Below are 17,924 nucleotides of genomic sequence, written 5' to 3'. Positions count from 1 at the left end.
CTGCTCGTCAGGCACTTGGCTAGGCGTCCATATCGTCCTGGGCAGAGAAGCGGAAGATGGTACGTGAACGGTAGGTCTCTCCTGGCTGTAGCACCGTGCTGGGAAAGGCATCCTGATTAGGCGAATCGGGAAAATGCTGCGTTTCCAGTGCAAAGCCAGAGCGCTGTGGATAGGCATTGCCACTTTTGCCCGTTAAATCACCGGCCAAAAAATTCCCCGAATAAAATTGAATACCAGGCTCAGTGGTTTCAATTTCCAACAGCCGTCCACTTTGTGGCTCCCACACCCTCGCGGCCATCACCAGATCGCCTTGCTCGGCGTTATCTCGGTTAAGCACAAAGTTATGGTCGTAGCCCTGCCCAAAGCGCAGTTGATCGTTATCTTGCTCAATACGCTCGCCAATCGACGTGGCCTGGGTGAAATCGAACGGCGTGCCTTCAACAGGCTGCAGTTCGCCCGTCGGAATCAATGATTCACTCACCGGGGTAAAGGCATCGGCATTGAGCATAAGCTGATGATCAAGGATGGAGTCGTTTCCTTCACCCTTAAGGTTGAAGTAACTGTGCTGGGTAAGATTGACGGGCGTTGCCTTGTCGGTCTCGGCCTGGTAATCAACAATCAGTTCATTTTGATCGGTAAGGGTATACGTCACTTCAACCGTCAGCTCTCCAGGATAGCCCTCTTCGCCATCCTCACTGACATAGCTCAGCACCAGCCCCGTCCCTTCATCATTTTCAAAAGGCTCGGCCTGCCAGAGCACACGATCAAACCCTTGCTCGCCGCCGTGCAGGTGGTTATCACCATCGTTGGTGGCTAACGAGTAGGTTTCACCCTCCAGCGCAAACTGACCTTCGGCGATACGGTTGCCGTAGCGGCCAATGAGTGCACCAAAGTAGGGATTAGCTTGCTGGTAAGTGTCAGACAGATAACCATCCAGCGATTCAAAACCCAGCGCGATATCGTCAATGTTTCCGTCTACGTCAGGTACTTTCAGGGATACGATTGTGCCCCCGTAATTAATGACCTGAAGCTCAACGCCATTGGCGTTCGTCAGCCGGTAGCTTTGCACCTCACGGCCGTCCGGCAACTGGCCGAACGTCGATTGTTCGACGGCGTTCTCTGCTTTACTGTTCGCCATGGGTTCCTTATCACTTTGGGCCTGGGCTACGTTTGTCATCAGCGCGATGACGCCTGCGCTCAGTAACAATCTTGAGCCAACGCTACCTGTATGAGAGGGCATGGTGTTCCTCCTGTTAACATCGTTATTGTTATTCGTGCGGTATGCGGTTCACTACCAGGTTCATTACCAATTTTTCCACTACACGCCCTACACTAGACAGCTCTTACATAACTAACCAATATAGGAACACGTTAATTCCGATACACTTATTGCTATCAAAAGCACTGAAAGGCTTATTCCATGAGCGTTCTTGACAGTAACTGGTTTCTCAACGCTCGACTAAAGTTGCGTCATTTTCAGCTATTTTTGGCGCTTGACGAGCACCGCAACCTGCATCGTGCCGCTGCCCAACTCAACATGAGCCAGCCCGCAGCCTCAAAACTGCTCAGCGACCTGGAAGCCAAGCTGGGTATACGTCTGTTTGATCGCCAGTCGCGTGGGCTAACCCCTAACTGGTATGGGGAGGTCATGATTCGTCATGCGCATAGTGTGCTGTCGACACTACACCACACCGCTGAAGAGCTGACCGCGCTGCGCAACGGCAATACGGGCACCGTGGCTATCGGCACCGTTATGGCACCCGCCGTTACGCTTCTAACCAGCGCTATTGAACGGGTCCACAGAGACCGCCCGGAGCTTAAAATCAGCGTGGATGTGGATGTCAGCAAAGCGCTGGTGCCACGTTTGCTGGAAGGTGAGCTGGATTTTGCGATTACACGCCTTCCACCAGGCAGCGATCTTGAGCGCTTTGTCTTTGAAGAAATTGGCGAGGAGGAGTTGTGCTTTGTGTGTCGTGAAGGGCATCCGCTGGTAGGCAAAACGTCGTTAAAACTGGCGGACATGGCCGCCTATCCGTGGTCACTGCAGCCACCCGGCGCACTCATGCGACAGCGTGTTGACAGTCTGTTTCTGCATCATCAGGTCGCGCCACCTCGGCAAGTCGTTGATACTGCCGACTTACTGGTGTCACTAGCACTGGTCGATAAATCTGACACCATCACCGTGACCACGCGCGAAACGGCCGATCTACTCTGCACCCCGCAACGCTTTCACCAATTGCCCTTCGTCGAAGCGCTTAGCGTGCAGCCCTACGGCCTGGTCAGCTTACGCCACCAACGACTTTCACCGGGGGCTGCGCTATTAATGAGCACCCTCCGCGAGATTATCGCTCAGAACGCGCAACGCGAAGATGGGCGCAGTGAAACGTAACGAGGCAGCCGCACAACAAGCATGGCCAGCCCGATAGCAGCAGTGAAAGGCCTGCTGCTATCTCACAGAAACATCCTCACAGCACCCTTACCAACATTAATACTGCGCTCCTTATCGAAAGATGCGTAGCGGCTGCCCCATGAACACAGCCGGCAGGTCAGATATTGCCAAGCGGTCGGCATCGCCGCTCGCCTTGGCTTAACCTGCTCAGTGCTTGAGAAAAACGTCCCTCTAAAGCCTCTGAATAAGCTACCAGACTAAAGTCCATGTTGAACATTTTCTCCATATGTTCAACATATAGGCAATCCTAATAAAGAATAATCGACTGGAGCCACTATGCTGCACATCGCCGTATTTCTACGTTTAACCCTACATCGCATACCGTGTTTCAGGGCCTATCGAAAGTGAATTGCCATGGACGTCAGGTGATTTGCTCCTTCGGTTTCTATAGAGGCGGTCACTAATTTCTTAGTCGCCATATCTATCATTTAAGGCTCTACCCATGAAAACTCCAAAGCTTACGTATCTGGAAAAGGTTGGATTCGGCAGCGGCGATATGGCGATCAATGTCGTTATATCTTCGATGTTTCTGATTATCTCTTACTTCTATACCGATATTTTTGGCCTAAAACCCAGCCATATGGGGATTCTATTTCTAGTAGCGCGGTTAATGGATGCAGTGACTGACCCGCTTATGGGTATTATCACCGATAAATTCAATACGCGTTATGGTCGTTACCGCCCTTACTTCTTGATTTTTTCAGTACCTTTTGGGATCTCGGTACTACTACTTTTTACTACACCCGACTGGAGCTATAACGCTAAGCTGGTGTGGGCATACTCAACCTACCTGTTTGTCACGCTCATGTTCACGGCGGTGACCATCCCCTATATTTCCTTAATCGGAGTACTGTCACCGGACCCGCAAGACCGGCTATCTGCCAATGGATACCGCTTGTTTTTTGCCAAGATTGCCGCCTTCCTGGTAACGATCATAGTGCCGATACTTGCCGAATTTGTGGGTGGAGATAATCTTGCCTTGGGCTACCAGGTATCCATGGGCTTAATGGGAGGACTCGCTACCCTGTTATTTCTGTTCTGTTATTTCACGACTACCGAGCGCGTCCAGCACACTATCGATACGAAACCACTGAAAGAGCAGTTTCGCCTGTTAATCAAAAACGATCAGTGGATGGTGCTATGTGCGGTCTGCTTTACAGGCACGCTAGGTTATGTGATTCGCAGCTCGGTGGCGGCCTATTACGCTAAATATTATCTCGATGCTAACGCGACAATGCTGTCAGCCTTCTTAACCGTGGGCGTTAGCGCAGCCATCTTGGCCATGGTGGCTTCAACCTGGATCACCAAACGCTACTGTAAACTCAACCTCTTCCGCTGGAGCCAACTCGCCGTCGGGGTGCTGAGCGTTATCATGTTCTTTGCCGTCTCTCCGGGCGATATCGTGCTGGCCTTTATTCTGTATTTCCTTATTTCCTTTGCCGTTGACCTGCATGCTCCGGTTTTCTGGTCGGCTATCGCCGAGTCAGTAGATTACGGAGAAGCCAAGACTGGGCGGCGTGTCTCAGGACTGGCGTTCGGTGGTATTTCATTTTTTCAAAAAGCAGGCATGGGGGCAGCCGGTTTCCTGGTAGGCATCTTGTTAACCTATTTTAACTATGAGCCTAATACTGAACAGAGTGCGTTTACGCTAACCGGTATCGCGTTGATGCTTTCTATCATTCCTGGCGTCTTTCATACGCTGATGGGCAGCTTAATGTTCAAGTACCATATTACTGATCGCTATTATGAAAAAATGAAAGCAAACCTTTTAGAGGGCTCCCCGCCACCTGAAACGCCGCCAAAGCAACAACAGCGGCCTATCTACCGCGCAACGAACCTATAACGCGCAACGAACCTATAAGAAGAGAGACCATAATGACGATGAGGCCTTTGATAGAACAACGCGCAGACCCGTTTATTCATAAGCATACCGACGGCTTTTATTACTTCACGGCTTCGGTGCCTGAATATGATCGTTTAGAGTTACGCCGGGCATCAAGCATCGAAGCCCTTGCCGATGCCAGTACCGTCAGCGTATGGCACAAGCCAGATACAGGCCCTTTAAGCGAACTGATTTGGGCACCGGAACTGCACTTTCATGCAGGGCGTTGGACTATCTATTTTGCGGCGGCTCCCAGCCGAGAGATTAAAGACGGTTTATTCCAGCACCGCATGTACGCAATTAGCACTGACGCGGAAAACCCTCTGACCGGCACATGGAGCGCGCCCATTCAGGTCGAGACGGGCATCGATAGCTTCTGCCTCGACGCAACAACGTTCTCTCATCATGACAAACTCTATTACCTATGGGCGCAGAAGTCGCCTGACATCCCCGGCAACTCCAACCTCTATATTGCACCCATGGAAGCGCCCGACACGCTATCAGGGCCGCCGGTTCGTTTGAGTATTCCTGAATTTGAGTGGGAGACGCGTGGCTTCAGTGTCAACGAGGGGCCTGCGGTTCTGTGCCGACATGGCCGAGTGTTATTAACCTACTCGGCAAGCGCTACCGATGAAAACTACTGCATGGGCTTGTTGTGGGCCAATGCCGATGACGACTTGCTTGATCCTTCCAGCTGGACGAAGCTGCCAAACCCCGTTTTTCAGAGCGACTCGCCCAATAAGCTCTTCGGGCCAGGGCACAATAGTTTTACCGTTTCTGAAGACGGCCAAACGGATCTACTGGTGTATCACGCGCGCACGTATACCGAGATTGAGGGCGACCCCCTGTGGGATCCGAACCGACATACGTACGTCAAACGCATCCAATGGGACGCAGAAGGATTCCCTCTTTTCGGAAAACCCTCATCACCTGATTAATGGTTTATTTTCCTGCGAATGCTTTAACGTTCCGCGTTAACCCGCCACCAACGACTCCATATGCCCTTGCGTTTGGCTTGAGTCGTTGATGGCACCTTTCTATAGCGTGAACGGCCATCACTCGATAAACGCATCCGTTACGTCACGATGACCGTACAAGAAAGCGTCGGCTACTTGGCGCAGTGGCGCGACATCTACTTCGCTGCGCCCCGCTGCGATAAGCTCGGCGAAGTAAGTATAAAGACCTTCATACTCCTTCTCTTCAGCGTCGACTATCTGCTGACCTTCAATCGTTAGGCGGCAACCACCGTCGGTCAGGCTTACGCGCCCGCCATCAGTATCAATGTGAATATCCCAGGTTTGCGGGCCGGTCTGACGAAAATCAAACACCGCTTCAATAGCCGTATCCAGGTGGTCCGTAAAAGAGAGCTCAGCGGCAATCGGTGTCTGGCAATTTTCTGGCACCTGCAACCGCGCCTGACGCAGGAAAAACGGTTGCGGCAGGATGGCCGTGGCAATGGAAAGCGCGTTAATACCCGGGTCGAATACGCCCATTCCACCGGGTTGCCAGATCCACGCTTGGCCTGGATGCCATACCCTTACGTCCTCTTTCCACTCAATATCAACTCGCCGAATACTGCGCTCTGCTAACCACTGTTTGGCATGGGCAACGCCCGGTGCAAAACGTGAATGCCAGGCAGCAAACAGGCTAACCCCTTGCTGGTCAGCCACTGCGATCAAGTCCTCTACTTCACTTAACGTGGCCCCTGGCGGCTTTTCCAGCAGCACATGCTTGCCACGCATTAACGCAAGGCGCGCTTGAGAGTAGCGCAGGTGAGTAGGCGTGCAAATGGCCACGGCGGTTATCTCGGGGTGAGCATCCAGCATGGCCTCTAGCGAGGCATAGCCAGGAGTGCCCGGCAGTACTGCATTAGGGTCAGCTGTGGCGACAAACTGGCAGCTAGTGACCGCCGCCATTGCAGGAATATGCTGATCGCGGGCAATTTTACCCACCCCGACCAGGCCAATCATTACGTGAGACATACGTTTGCCTTGTTAGCAAAAGTGGGATCAATGTAAGGTTCAGCGGCGCTCGATGTTAAGCCCCAAAGAGCTGGGTTCCAAAGAGCTGGGTCCCAAAGAGCTGGGCTCCAGGGTGCTGGCACTGTTCTCAAGCCCCAGCGCCTTTGCGGTACCCGCCAACACGGCCTGAGCCGCCAAAAACGCCTCCCGAGGGCGGCGCAGGCGAATACTTTCCATTAGCTGGCGATGCTGCTCCAAACTCTCATCAGGGTCCGGGGCGCTCTCATTGGACATCGATACCAACATATAAATGGAAGGGCGCAAGATATGGGAAAGCTGTGCCCAAACGATGTTGTGAGTCGCCTTGAAGATCGCTTCATGAAAAGCAACATCGCATTCACTATGCAGACGCCGCTCTTCAAGACAGGTGGCATGACGCAGGTTCTGGCCCAACCCTTCAAATGCTTCTTCGATAGCCACCAAATCGTGCGCCGTGGCACGCTTGGCAGCGGTCATCGCCACATAAGGTTCCACATCCAAACGAAAAGCCAGTATTTCACGCTGGATATCAGGGTTTGGCGCAGCATACCGCGTTAACCAATGGGTCACCTGGGGATCAAGGATATGCCACTCAGAATACTCACGAACCTTGGAGCCATGCCCTGAAATACGCTCAATAATACCCGCATCCACCAACTGACGAAGATCGCTACGTACCGCCGAGCGATTAATAGCAAAGCGTTCACACAGATCCAGCTCCCGAGGCACAAAATCGCCGGGCTGATAATGCCCTGCGAAGATAGCTTCGGCGAGATGTTCGGCAATACTGGGCCGAGCAACAGGCTTACTGAGAGATGACGTCACTATGATTCAACCCTATTACAATTCTTCTCAATCATAACGTAATCAACCTCTCCAAGCATGGGCGTAATACAAGCGGATGGTACTGATGATTTCCCCTTGATTAATGCTCATGGCGACATCGTGATATTGGCAACTCCCTTTAAATCCAGGGAGCCGCTATGACGTTACGCTTTCTTTGTGATAACGTCGACACATACAAAAGTATATGTTGAACATACTGGCAATAAGCTCAACAGTTCGTCTACGATGAATAGCACTTTCCAAATAATGGCGTCAGCCACCTCTAACAAGCAGCGCTAGCACTCTCCCGGATAGCCCGCTTGGGGTGACATGACACCGCCTCATGCCATTCAAGACACCATTGGGTTGCCTGCTGTTTGCCATGCAAATGAGCAAGCGCTTGATGTATTAACAAGGACATGTCGCTATGCGGTTGATTCAGTACACCGAACAAGAAACACTAAAAGTCGCATTGGTAGAGAGCGCTGAGAAAGTTCGCCCCATCGCCATAGAGGGCGGCACTTACGCGCTAGCCAAAGCCGCTATTGCCGCTGGGGAGTCGCTTGAACAAGCCATTAAATCACGGCTTGGCGACACGCTGGTTGATTACCAAACGCTCATCGACGAGCAGCGCCTGCTGCCGCCGCTCACGCATCCCGACCCCGCCCACTGCCTGGTGACCGGCACCGGCCTCACCCACTTGGGCAGCGCCGATACGCGATCCGCCATGCATGCCAAAACCCAAGTGGCCGAGGAGGAGCTGACCGACTCCATGCGCATGTTCAAACTCGGCGTTGAAGGCGGAAAGCCTTCCGATAACGCCGAAGGGTCGCAGCCGGAATGGTTCTATAAAGGCGATGGCGACTGCATCGTCGCGCCGGAAGCAGACATGCCTTCTCCCGCGTTTGCCCAGGATGCTGGTGAAGAACCAGAGCTTGCGGGGCTCTATATGGTGGCTGACGATGGCACTCCGTGGCGGATTGGCTACGCTGTGGGTAACGAATTTTCCGACCATGTTACCGAGCGTTTTAACTACCTATGGCTGGCGCACTCTAAACTGCGCGCCTGTAGCGTTGGGCCAGAGCTGTTGATCGGAGAGTTGCCTACCCACCTTGAAGGCACCAGCCGCATTGTGCGCGATGGTCAAACATTGTGGGAAAAGCCATTTTTAACCGGTGAGTCCAATATGGCCCACAGCCTCGCCAATCTTGAGCACCACCACTTCAAATACGCAGGCTTTCGCCGCCCGGGCGATGTCCACGTCCACTTCTTCGGCACGGCTACTCTTAGCTTTGCTGACCAGATTCAAACCCGCGATGGTGACCGTTTCGAGATCACGCTTAACGATTTTGGCCGCTCACTACGTAACACGCTACGCATGCCAACGAATCACAAGCACGAAACAACCATCGTCAACGCGCTTTAACAGGAGGCTACATGACACTGCAAGGTACACTGCTTATCGGTCAACAGGCCGTCACCGGTACTCAAGCCGATATTGTTGCCGTTAACCCGGCCACCGGCGAAACGCTGGAGCCGCGCTATCCCGGTGGTAGCCGCGCCGAGGTTGAAAAAGCCTGCCAGCTTGCCGAGGCGGCGTTTGATCAATACCGCGAAACCTCACTTGAAGCGCGCGCTCACTTCCTGGAAACCATTGCCGAAGAAATTGAGGCCATTGGTGCTGACTTGACCCAGCGCGGCGTGGCCGAAACCGGCCTGCCTGAAGCGCGCCTTGAAGGCGAGCGAGGCCGGACCTGCGGCCAGCTACGGCTGTTCGCTTCGGTAGTGCGCGCAGGTGAATGGCTGGATTTGCGCTACGACCCGGCCCAGCCTGAGCGTAAGCCCATGCCGCGTGCCGACTTACGCCAGCGCCATATTCCGCTCGGCCCCGTGGCCGTGTTCGGCGCCAGCAACTTCCCGTTGGCTTTCAGCGTAGCAGGGGGCGATACCGCCTCGGCGCTGGCGGCAGGCTGCCCTGTGGTCGTGAAAGGCCATTCAGCCCACCCCGGCACTTCTGAACTGGTAGGCCGCGCTATTCAACGCGCCGCGGCCAGGTGCAACATGCCGGAAGGGGTGTTTTCGCTACTGTTCGGCTCAGGTCGCGATATTGGCCAAGCGCTGGTCTCAGACCCGCGTATTAAAGCGGTTGGTTTTACCGGCTCACGCAGCGGCGGCATGGCCTTGATGGCGACTGCCCAGGCGCGTCCCGAGCCGATTCCCGTTTATGCCGAGATGAGCAGCATCAACCCGGTATTCCTGTTCCCCGAGGCGCTGAAAGCGCGCGGCAACAAGCTTGCCGAAGGCTTTGTCGCCTCGCTGAATATGGGTGCCGGCCAGTTCTGCACCAACCCTGGCCTGGTCATTGGCCTCAAAGGCGCTGACCTGGATGCGTTTATCTCTACCGCAGGGGAAGCCGTTAAAGCCAGCGGCGCCCAAACGATGCTGACGCCCGGCATCCATGAGGCGTATCAAAGCGGTGTCTCCGCCCTTTCGGGCCAACCAAGCGTCAAGGAAGTGGCCCGTGGTCAGTCAGGTAGCGGCCCGCATAGCTGCCAACCGGGGCTATTTGTGGCCAGTGCTCAGGACTTCCTTAACGATGACGCGCTTCAGGGCGAAATCTTCGGCGCTGCCTCGCTGGTCATTGAGTGCGCTGACGTGCAGGAGATGCAGCGTGTTGCCGACCAGCTCGAAGGTCAGTTGACGATTACCCTGCAAATGGACGATGGCGACCTGGAGGCCGCACAATCACTTCTGCCCACGCTTGAGCAGCGCGCCGGCCGACTCCTGGCCAATGGCTGGCCGACCGGGGTTGAAGTGGGTCACGCGATGGTGCATGGCGGACCGTTCCCGGCAACGTCCGACAGCCGCACCACGTCTGTCGGCAGCGCCGCGATTTATCGCTTCCTGCGCCCCGTTTGCTATCAGGACCTGCCTGCTGGCTTACTGCCTGAAGCCTTGCGCGACGATAATCCTTTTAAGGTTTCGCGCTTGGTGGATGGCAAGCGGGAAGGCTAACAGCCTGCCTGTTCATACGATTGCCTCGCTGGTTAAACCAGCGAGGCAATTTTTATATCAATACCCCATCACGCCAGGCAGCCAGGTGGCCAACCCCGGCACAGCAATCAACAGTAGAATGGCCGCCATAATCGGCAGCAAAAACGGCAGTACTGCCTTAACCACCTGGCCGTAACGCAGCCGGGTAATACCCACCATCATGAACAGCACCGTGCCGAACGGCGGCGTAATAACCCCGACTGACAGGGTAATCACCATCACGATACCGAAATGTATCGGGTCCAAGCCTGCACTCAACGCGGCAGGCACCACAATGGGGGTAAAGATCAGGATGCTTTCGATCACCGACATAAAGCAGCCGATCAGCAAGAAGAACAGCGCAAAGCAGATCAGCAGCGCAATAGTGGGCATATCGATACTGGCGACCTGCCCGGCCAGCGCCTGGGGAATGCCCATACGCACCAGAATCCAGCCATAAAAGCTTGATACCGCAATGATCAGCAGAATGACCGCGCTGAACATCAGCGTACGCCGAAACGCGTCGTACAAGCTTTTCAAACTCAAGTCGCGATAGATCACCCCACCCAGTATCACCGCATACAGCGAGGCAATCGCGCCGGCTTCAGTTGGTGTGAAGAAGCCGCCCCAAATACCGCCAACGATGATTGCAGGCATCATCAAGGGTAAAATAGCCCGCTTACCGGTTCGTACGACTTCAGCTGCATCAAACGGTACGGGAGCAGGCATCACGACTTTCCCTGTGGCGCCGAGTAAAACGGTCATGCCCATGAGCAGTAGCGCCATTAAAATACCCGGCACAAGCCCCGCCATAAAGAGCCCGCCGATACTCACATTGGCAAGCCACCCGTACACCACCAGCGCGATACTCGGCGGTAGAATCGGGCCAACCACGCTCGAAGCCGCGGTAATTCCGGTCGTATAGTCGAGCGCATAACCACGCTCTTTCATCGCCTTGATTTCGATACTGCCAAGCCCGGCGGCATCGGCCACTGCCGTGCCGGACATGGTGGCAAAGATAGAGCTTGCCACCACGTTGGCGTGACCCAGCCCGCCTTTGGTACAGCCCACCAGAGCCGTCGCAAAATCAAATATCCGGGTGGTGGTCGAACCCAGGTTCATGATGTTGGCCGCCAGGATAAACAGCGGAATCGCCATCAAGGTGAAGTTGTTAAGCGTTTGCACCATGCGCAGTGAAAGCAGCTCAACCGGCAAGCCACCGGCCCCGGTTACCGCCAGGGCAATAAACGAGGTGACCCCAATCGACACCACCACGGGCAGGCCGATCATCATTAAGAACAGCAGCCCGCCGACGAATATCGCAAGTTCCATCATGGCGTTATCTCCTCGTGCGCGGGTTTATTCAACCACGTGACGGGGCCACGTAAGGTTTGCCAGGTGGCGATCAGCGCCATGGCAACAAAACTGAATAACAAGCCGTAATAGAGATAGGAGAAGCTGATACTCAACGAGACCGTTTTATTGTTGGCGCTCATATCGGACATGATCCAGGCGCCCCAGCTCGCCAGCACAAAAAAACCGACGGAGATAATGGCCGTCAGCCGATACTGCACCTGATGACCCAGCGCACTCAGCCGGTGACTAAACAGGTCCACTACCAGATGGTCGCTGCGCACCCAAGCGGAGATCGAGCCAAAACCAATGGCGTAAATAGCCAGCAGCGAGACGACTTCCTCGCTCCAGGGCATGCCCCAGTTGAGCAAATCGCGGGCAACCACGGCGGCCACGATCAAGCCTAAAATGCCGACTAATAGCGCTACACCCACGGCATCGCATAGGCGGGTGACATAGCGCAGGGTATAAAAAGCCAAACGATCGGCTCCGTTTGCGGGTGGCAGTGCTCCATCCACAAGATAACTCCTTACCTAAGACGGTGGCGGCATCATCATGCCGCCACCTGGTGATGATCAGTCGCTTGCTTGGCTCGCGCTGATAGCGTCGTCGCGTACACCGTCGGCCATTTCTGACAGCACACGATCAATGGCGGGCATGGCCGCTTCACGGAAGGCTTCAGTATCCGGCTGGACAACCGTCATACCCTCTTCCTGAAGGGCATCCAGATAAAAATCATCCAGTTCGAGCTCCTGCTCGGTGCCGTAGGCACGAGCGACATCAACCGCCTCAGAAATCAGCGCCTGATCCTCTTCCTCCAAGCCGTCCCACCAACGCGCGCTGGCAACCCAGCTCCAGGGGAACTGCACGTGGCTGGTGGTAATGAGATAGTCCTGCACTTCCCACAAGCGCCGCGTGTAGGGCGAAGAGAGGGAGTTTTCGTGGCCATCAACCTGGCGGGTCTGCATGGCGAGATAGATTTCCGGCGCGGGCACGTTCACTACCTGCGCGCCCAGTTCCTCCCAGACCTCTAGCCAGATCGGTAATGACGGCAGGCGTAGCCGGAAGCCTTGCAAATCTTCTGGCGTATGGATTTCTTTATTGGCGGTCATATGACGTGGGCCACGGTGCTGAACACCCAGAAACTTAAGGCCGCCCTGCTGTTCTGCCTGTTCGATCAGCGTCTGGCCCGATGGGCTATCGATATAGCTGTCTACCTCATCCCAGGTCGTGAACAGGAAGGGCACGGTAATGGCGTCGTACTCCGGCGCATATTGCTGGCGCCAGTTGCCACCGGTGAGTGAAAGCTGGGTCTGGCCCAGGTTGAGCAGCTCCAGTACGGAATCTTCACCGCCCAAGGAGCCCGCGAGGAAAGGCCGTACGTTGAAGCGCCCCGGCGCCTGCTCTTCCAGATACTCCGCAAAGCGTTCAACCGCTGCACTTTCAGAGCCGCCTTCACTCATGGTGTTGTTAACTTGAATTTCAATCGGGTTGGCCAGCGCGAAGGGAGCAACCGCTAAAATGCCTAACGCGGTGAGCGTGGCAAACAGTGATTTTTGCATGAGATGTACTCTCTCAATTTGTCGTTATAGGCAGAATGGTGCGATGTTGTTCTATCGATCTTGAAACAAGCCGCCGGTACGCTCAAATCGACGTTCAAGAAGGCTGACTTCGCAAAATACGATGGCTGGAGACCCCATGGCACCGGGCGTTTGAGGGCTCTCGTAAAACAGCATACGACTAAAGATGGAGAGGCGTTGGCAGTCGTTAGCCATGTTTATTCAGGGGCCCGCCTATAAGGGAGGGCTCAGAATGCTAATGAGCTTTCTCCAAACGCGAACCCGAAGGGGGATGCGTGGCATTTAAGAAGACGTCGTTTCAGCCTTAATCAGATGATCCACTAAATGACGGGCAGTGGCCGGCAGGGTGGCGTAACGGCGCATACCGATCACCAGTTCGCGCTGCGCCCAAGGGTCGCTAAGCGGAATACTGTTCAACTCCAGATCGCCCAGTTCACGATAGATGGTCTTTTCAGGCAGTATGCCCACGCCCATCCCGTGATGAATCATGCGGCAAATGGCATCGAAGCTACGCACCTGAATGCGCATCCGTAACGCCTTGTCAGCAATATTGGCTTGTTCATGCAGTAGTGCTTGCAGCGAGGCATCCTGCTGGAGGCCGATAAAATCGAAGTCGAGCGCCTCATTGAAGGCAATACTTTCACGCGCCGCCAGCGGGTGATTGCCAGGCGTTACCAATACCAGCCGGTCATTCCGGTACGAAAGCTGTTGGAGGTCAGGTGCCGCGACATGCCCAGCGAAGATGCCGATATCGGTCAATCCATCGCGCACGGCGGCCACAATTTCACTACTCACCCGCTCCTGCAGGTCGATTTTAATATCGGGATAGTGGTGAGAGAAAGTGCTGAGATCCTGAGGAAGAAACGCAATAATGGCCGAGGTGTTGGAGTGGATGCGCACATGGCCGCGTACCCCTTCGCCATATTCACTTAGCTCCGCTTCCAGGCGCTCGATATTATCCATAATGCGCCGGGCGTGGTGCAGAAACGCCTGGCCAGCGGGGGTTAGCTCAACGCCTCTGGGGCGGCGATACAGCAGCGTGGTCCCGACCAGCGCCTCAAGGTCGCTAATCCGCTTACTCACCGCAGCAAGCGCTAAATGCTCACGCTCAGCCGCTGCCGTCAGGCGTCCTTCATCTGCCACAGAAATAAACAGCTTGAGGGTGACAAAGTCGAAGCGGCGCATGATCACATCTCTTAACCAACAGTCTGCTTATGCTAACGCATACCTTCGCCAGCCACGAACCCTTTGTTACCCATTGCCTAATTGTCGACCCAAAACGGCTGCCCCATGCTGGCGCTCACTACGAATAACGACAAGTAGAGGAGAGCCTTAATGAATGCTCCTGAAGCGCGCAAGCTTCCCTTGCAGGACCTAAAAGTGCTTGAGCTAGGCCAGCTGATTGCCGGCCCCTTCGCCACCAAACTGCTGGGTGAATTTGGCGCTGACGTGATCAAGATTGAGCCGCCCGGCACCGGTGACCCACTTCGCAAATGGCGAATGATTGAAGACGGCACCTCGATCTGGTGGCACGTGCAAACCCGCAACAAGCGCTCGGTGGCGCTGGATTTACGCAGCGAAGAGGGCCAGGCCCTGGTACGCCAACTTGCTGCCGAGGCAGACGTTGTCGTGGAGAATTTTCGCCCCGGCACGCTGGAGAGCTGGGGGCTGGGTTGGGAAGCGTTATCAGCCCTCAACCCACGGCTGATCATGGTGCATATCTCAGGTTACGGGCAGACCGGCCCCTACCGCGACAAGCCCGGCTTTGGCGTAATTGGCGAAGCAATGGGCGGGCTACGCTACCTTACCGGCCAGCCGGACGAACCCTCCGTGCGGGTGGGCGTGAGCATCGGCGACTCACTTTCCGCCCTTTACGCGGTGATCGGCACCTTGCTGGCCCTTCAAGAGCGAAACCGCAGCGGCCTGGGCCAGGAAATTGATGTCGCGCTGTATGAATCAGTATTTGCCATGATGGAAAGCCTGCTGCCGGAATTTGATGCCAGCGGCCAGGTCCGCGAGCCCAGCGGCAGCGCCCTGCCCGGCATTACGCCTTCAAACGCCTACCGCTGCCTGAACGGCGACTACGTGCTTATCGCTGGCAATGGCGACAGCATCTTTAAACGCTTGATGGGCGTGATTGGCCGCGAGGATTTAGCCAATGACCCAGCACTTGCCCATAACGATGGGCGCAGCCAGCAAGCCACCATGATTGATGCAGCCATTGAAGCCTGGACGCTAGAACGCCCGCGCGATGCCATTCTACAGGCCCTGGACGATGCCCGGGTGCCCGCCGGCTACCCCTACACCGCTGAAGATATCGCCTTTGATCCCCACTACCTGGCGCGGGAGATGATCCAAACCTTTACTCGCCCCAATGGCCAGCCGCTCAAAGTGCCCGGCGTACTGCCCAAGCTAAGCGCCACGCCTGGGCGCCTGGGCAATGGCGGCCCGAAGCTTGGTCAACACACCGACGACGTACTGGACGAGCTGGGTATCGATCAAGAAACCCGCACCAAACTGCGCCAGGCAGGCATCATTTAAGGAGTTTGTTATGAGCCAGTTATCACCCTGCCCTTTGAAAATCGAGATCAACGAAGTCGCCCCCCGTGACGGCCTGCAAATTGAAGCGCGTTTTGTACCCACACAGGACAAAATCCGCTGGATTGACGCACTCTCCACCACGGGCCTCAAGCGCATCGAGGCGACGTCGTTTACTTCCCCCAAGGCGATTCCCAACCTGCGCGATGCCGCCGACGTTGTTACCGGCATTCAGCGCCGGGAAGGCGTGGACATCACCGCGCTGGTGCCCAACGTAAAAGGTGCCGAACGCGCGCTTGCCTGCAACGTCGATGAGATCAACCTGGTGATGTCGGCAAGCGACAGCCACGGCCTGGCCAACCTGCGCATGACGCCCGAGCAATCCCTTGAACAATTTGCGGCTATTTTGGACGTGACTCAGGGCAGCGGCGTGTTTATCAACGCTTCACTCTCCACCACCTTTGGTTGCCCCTTTGAAGGCGAAGTGCCCGAAACGCGGGTGCTGGAACTGGTTGAAAAGCTGATTACGCTGGGCATCCAAGGGGTAACGCTGTGCGACACCACCGGCATGGCCAACCCGGCCCAGGTCAAACGCCTGTGTGAAGCGGTACTTGAGCGCTGGCCTGAAACGCCGTTTACCCTGCATGTTCACAACACCCGCGGCATGGGCCTGGCCAATGCGCTGGCAGCCTGGCAGGCAGGTATTACCCGCTTCGACTCAGCACTCGGCGGCCTGGGCGGCTGCCCCTTTGCCCCCGGCGCCACCGGCAACGTATGCACCGAAGATTTAGTGCATATGTTTGAAGCCATGGGCGTGGACACCGGCGTTGACCTGGATGCCCTGCTTGACGTCGCCGCTACTCTCCCCGAGCTTATCGGCCATGAGGTACCGGGGCAGGTGGTGAAAGCGGGTAAATCGACACGGCGTTATGCGATGCCAGCATCCGCTCTTCAACAATGAACGGCACTAGTCTCAGGCTACATTGAGGCCTTTAGCCAAAAGAGCTATATAACTATTACCTGACACAACTTCGCCATACAAACGTCACTCAACGGCAACATTTTCACCGCAAGCTGGCCAACAATAAATAACCGCTGGTGGTGAAGACATGGGCCTGTGTGTATGAGCCAATCGCGTATCCGCCTGGAGCGCGTTACTAAACGCTGGGGTGCGACCGCTGCGGTCGATGAAATTTCTTTTGAAGTAACGCCCGGCCAGTTTGTCATTCTGCTGGGCCCTTCAGGTTGTGGAAAGTCGACCACGCTGCGCATGATTGCGGGCCTGGAAGAGGCAAGCAACGGTCAGATCCATATTGGTGAGCGTGACGTTACGCGCTTGCCGCCGGGCGACCGCGGCTTAAGCATGGTGTTTCAATCCTATGCGCTATTCCCGCATTTAAGCGTTGCCGACAATATCGTGTTTGGCCTGCGCAGCCGCAAGGTGCCCAAAGCTGAACAGAGTGAGCGGCTGGCCAAGGTGGCTGAGCTTGTCGACCTTACCGATTACCTGAACCGTAAACCTGCCCAACTCTCTGGTGGCCAGCGCCAGCGGGTGGCGCTGGCCCGCTCGATTATCTCGGAACACCCGATCTGTTTGATGGATGAGCCACTCTCCAATCTGGATGCGCGGCTGCGCAGCGATATGCGCCGGGAAATCAAGGCGCTACAAAGCCGCCTGAATATGACGGTGATTTACGTGACCCACGATCAGGTCGAGGCCATGAGCATGGGGGACCGCGTGATTCTGATGCAGCACGGCCGCATCGTTCAGGACGGGTCGCCTGACGCGCTTTATAACCAGCCTGCCAGCGCCTTTGCCGCTAGCTTTATAGGGAGCCCTGCCATGAACTTGCTGCCACTTGTTAAAGGCGACCAAGGCGCTGTTATCGACGGCGAACCGACCACCACGGTCGCACCGCTGGAAGCCGTTGGCGGTCAGCTAGGTATTCGTCCGGAGGATATTGAGCTGCGCCCGGCGTCGAAGCCAGGCGTGCTGGCCACCGTACTTAGCGAAGAGTATTTAGGCGCCGACACGATTGTCCATGTGGCGGTGGGCGGACACAGCCTGCGCGTACGCATCAACGGCAAACCCGCACTGACTAACGGCACTTGTCGGCTCTATTGGGCGCCAGAAAATGCCCACTTGTTTGCGAATAACGGGTTACGTCTGGATAGCGTTTTGCCAAGTGCGTTACCAGACTCGCCTCGCGTCGTTTCTCGTCCACCGGCGGTGGGCTCTTTCCAAGACTGATATTCGTGGAGTC

General features: G+C 55.6%; 15 protein-coding genes. 8 read left to right on the top strand and 7 right to left on the bottom strand.

The features are described 5' to 3' along the window. Positions 1–19 precede the first annotated feature (19 nt). Complete coding sequence (locus ACT3T6_RS11010) at positions 20–1,240, bottom strand: aldose epimerase family protein (protein WP_193054276.1); 1,221 nt, start codon at positions 1,238–1,240, stop codon at positions 20–22. Positions 1,241–1,420: 180 nt separating this feature from the next. Here ACT3T6_RS11010 and ACT3T6_RS11005 point away from each other — a divergent pair, with 180 nt between their 5' ends. The 3 genes from ACT3T6_RS11005 (at position 1,421) to ACT3T6_RS10995 (ending at position 5,269) form a co-directional block, all read left to right on the top strand. Beyond that, the gene (locus ACT3T6_RS11005) at positions 1,421–2,389 is read left to right on the top strand and encodes a LysR substrate-binding domain-containing protein (protein WP_193054275.1); all 969 of its coding nucleotides are present in this window, start codon (positions 1,421–1,423) and stop codon (positions 2,387–2,389) included. Between the two features lie 502 nt (positions 2,390–2,891). Continuing rightward, complete coding sequence (locus tag ACT3T6_RS11000; RefSeq protein ID WP_193054274.1) at positions 2,892–4,292, top strand: MFS transporter; 1,401 nt, start codon at positions 2,892–2,894, stop codon at positions 4,290–4,292. A gap of 32 nt (positions 4,293–4,324) precedes the next feature. Next, positions 4,325–5,269, top strand: a complete 945-nt coding sequence (locus tag ACT3T6_RS10995; protein WP_193054273.1) for a glycoside hydrolase family 43 protein — start codon at positions 4,325–4,327, stop codon at positions 5,267–5,269. Between the two features lie 117 nt (positions 5,270–5,386). On the opposite strand, the gene ACT3T6_RS10990 is transcribed toward ACT3T6_RS10995, so the two are convergent. Next, on the bottom strand, positions 5,387–6,313 hold the full coding sequence (locus tag ACT3T6_RS10990; protein ID WP_193054272.1) for a Gfo/Idh/MocA family protein: 927 nt from the start codon (positions 6,311–6,313) through the stop codon (positions 5,387–5,389). Between the two features lie 39 nt (positions 6,314–6,352). Beyond that, positions 6,353–7,156, bottom strand: a complete 804-nt coding sequence (locus tag ACT3T6_RS10985; RefSeq protein WP_287076821.1) for a FadR/GntR family transcriptional regulator — start codon at positions 7,154–7,156, stop codon at positions 6,353–6,355. A 427-nt stretch (positions 7,157–7,583) separates the two neighbouring features. Here ACT3T6_RS10985 and araD1 point away from each other — a divergent pair, with 427 nt between their 5' ends. Together araD1 and ACT3T6_RS10975 are read left to right on the top strand one after the other, a co-directional pair. Further along, positions 7,584–8,582 (top strand): AraD1 family protein, encoded by a 999-nt coding sequence (gene araD1 / locus ACT3T6_RS10980; protein ID WP_193054271.1) that lies wholly within the window; start codon positions 7,584–7,586, stop codon positions 8,580–8,582. Between the two features lie 11 nt (positions 8,583–8,593). Beyond that, the gene (locus ACT3T6_RS10975) at positions 8,594–10,171 is read left to right on the top strand and encodes an aldehyde dehydrogenase (NADP(+)) (protein WP_193054270.1); all 1,578 of its coding nucleotides are present in this window, start codon (positions 8,594–8,596) and stop codon (positions 10,169–10,171) included. 57 nt (positions 10,172–10,228) lie between these two features. Here ACT3T6_RS10975 and ACT3T6_RS10970 read toward each other — a convergent pair whose 3' ends face one another. The 4 genes from ACT3T6_RS10970 to ACT3T6_RS10955 all read right to left on the bottom strand — a co-directional run bounded on the left by ACT3T6_RS10970 (position 10,229) and on the right by ACT3T6_RS10955 (position 14,307). Further along, a complete protein-coding gene (locus ACT3T6_RS10970; protein WP_193054269.1) occupies positions 10,229–11,524 on the bottom strand; it encodes a TRAP transporter large permease in 1,296 nt (431 codons plus the stop codon). Beyond that, complete coding sequence (locus tag ACT3T6_RS10965) at positions 11,521–12,060, bottom strand: TRAP transporter small permease (protein WP_087111113.1); 540 nt, start codon at positions 12,058–12,060, stop codon at positions 11,521–11,523. The genes ACT3T6_RS10970 and ACT3T6_RS10965 overlap by 4 nt, the downstream gene beginning before the upstream one ends. Positions 12,061–12,117: 57 nt before the next feature. Beyond that, entirely contained in the window at positions 12,118–13,104 is a 987-nt protein-coding gene (locus ACT3T6_RS10960; RefSeq protein ID WP_087111111.1) for a TRAP transporter substrate-binding protein, read from the bottom strand. A gap of 300 nt (positions 13,105–13,404) precedes the next feature. Continuing rightward, positions 13,405–14,307, bottom strand: coding sequence for a LysR substrate-binding domain-containing protein (locus tag ACT3T6_RS10955; protein ID WP_193054268.1), 903 nt, complete (start codon positions 14,305–14,307; stop codon positions 13,405–13,407). A 150-nt stretch (positions 14,308–14,457) separates the two neighbouring features. Between ACT3T6_RS10955 and ACT3T6_RS10950 the strand changes: the two genes are divergently transcribed. From ACT3T6_RS10950 to ACT3T6_RS10940, 3 genes are all read left to right on the top strand, one after another. Continuing rightward, positions 14,458–15,663, top strand: coding sequence for a CaiB/BaiF CoA transferase family protein (locus ACT3T6_RS10950; protein WP_193054267.1), 1,206 nt, complete (start codon positions 14,458–14,460; stop codon positions 15,661–15,663). Positions 15,664–15,673: 10 nt separating this feature from the next. Beyond that, positions 15,674–16,621 carry a hydroxymethylglutaryl-CoA lyase gene (locus ACT3T6_RS10945; RefSeq protein WP_193054266.1) on the top strand — a complete coding sequence of 316 codons (948 nt, stop codon included), beginning with the start codon at positions 15,674–15,676 and terminating at the stop codon, positions 16,619–16,621. A 162-nt stretch (positions 16,622–16,783) separates the two neighbouring features. Then, positions 16,784–17,911 carry an ABC transporter ATP-binding protein gene (locus ACT3T6_RS10940; RefSeq protein ID WP_193054265.1) on the top strand — a complete coding sequence of 376 codons (1,128 nt, stop codon included), beginning with the start codon at positions 16,784–16,786 and terminating at the stop codon, positions 17,909–17,911. Positions 17,912–17,924: the final 13 nt, after the last annotated feature.

Source organism: Halomonas sp. 72, assembly GCF_052379785.1.
GTDB lineage: Bacteria > Pseudomonadota > Gammaproteobacteria > Pseudomonadales > Halomonadaceae > Vreelandella > Vreelandella citrativorans.
This window is presented reverse-complemented; position numbering and strand designations above follow the sequence as displayed.

Excerpts from the sequence above, each read along its gene's own strand:
- ACT3T6_RS10955 (WP_193054268.1), bottom strand. The coding sequence starts at position 14,307 with ATGCGCCGCTTCGACTTTGTCACCCTCAAGCTGTTTATTTCTGTGGCA.
- ACT3T6_RS10970 (WP_193054269.1), bottom strand. The coding sequence starts at position 11,524 with ATGATGGAACTTGCGATATTCGTCGGCGGGCTGCTGTTCTTAATGATG.
- araD1 (WP_193054271.1), top strand. The coding sequence starts at position 7,584 with ATGCGGTTGATTCAGTACACCGAACAAGAAACACTAAAAGTCGCATTG.
- ACT3T6_RS10975 (WP_193054270.1), top strand. The coding sequence starts at position 8,594 with ATGACACTGCAAGGTACACTGCTTATCGGTCAACAGGCCGTCACCGGT.
- ACT3T6_RS10940 (WP_193054265.1), top strand. The coding sequence starts at position 16,784 with ATGAGCCAATCGCGTATCCGCCTGGAGCGCGTTACTAAACGCTGGGGT.
- ACT3T6_RS11000 (WP_193054274.1), top strand. The coding sequence starts at position 2,892 with ATGAAAACTCCAAAGCTTACGTATCTGGAAAAGGTTGGATTCGGCAGC.
- ACT3T6_RS11005 (WP_193054275.1), top strand. The coding sequence starts at position 1,421 with ATGAGCGTTCTTGACAGTAACTGGTTTCTCAACGCTCGACTAAAGTTG.
- ACT3T6_RS10950 (WP_193054267.1), top strand. The coding sequence starts at position 14,458 with ATGAATGCTCCTGAAGCGCGCAAGCTTCCCTTGCAGGACCTAAAAGTG.
- ACT3T6_RS10960 (WP_087111111.1), bottom strand. The coding sequence starts at position 13,104 with ATGCAAAAATCACTGTTTGCCACGCTCACCGCGTTAGGCATTTTAGCG.
- ACT3T6_RS10990 (WP_193054272.1), bottom strand. The coding sequence starts at position 6,313 with ATGTCTCACGTAATGATTGGCCTGGTCGGGGTGGGTAAAATTGCCCGC.
- ACT3T6_RS11010 (WP_193054276.1), bottom strand. The coding sequence starts at position 1,240 with ATGCCCTCTCATACAGGTAGCGTTGGCTCAAGATTGTTACTGAGCGCA.
- ACT3T6_RS10945 (WP_193054266.1), top strand. The coding sequence starts at position 15,674 with ATGAGCCAGTTATCACCCTGCCCTTTGAAAATCGAGATCAACGAAGTC.
- ACT3T6_RS10995 (WP_193054273.1), top strand. The coding sequence starts at position 4,325 with ATGACGATGAGGCCTTTGATAGAACAACGCGCAGACCCGTTTATTCAT.